The organism is Pontimicrobium sp. MEBiC06410, assembly GCF_053601615.1.
Map to the genome: position 1 here is coordinate 1 of NZ_JBSHNT010000031.1, position 282 is coordinate 282.

The window sequence follows — 282 nt, forward strand, 5'->3', positions numbered from 1 at the left end:
AAAGCCATCGTTATCGTCATCACATTCTTGGTAGGCTACGGGTGTGGCTACTGGTGATGGTAATGGGTTGACTCTTAGGTCTAGGGTGATGGTGTCGTAACAACTTGTAAGGTCTATTGAGGCTCTTACATAGATGGTTTGAGCATTAACAACATTGGTGTATAGTGTTGGTAATGGGTTAACTGCGGCATCGGCATCGGCTTGGGTTAGGTAATAGCTTAGGGTGATGCCTGTTTGTCCATTTAGTATTTGTGCGTTGGCCTCTTCTAGATTAAATTCTTC

1 protein-coding gene is annotated in these 282 nt (G+C 44.0%); it reads right to left on the bottom strand.

Going from position 1 to position 282, the window contains the following annotated elements:
• The coding region (locus ACVC08_RS00200) for a hypothetical protein (RefSeq protein ID WP_452600503.1) at window positions 1-282 on the bottom strand (282 nt) is incomplete at both ends.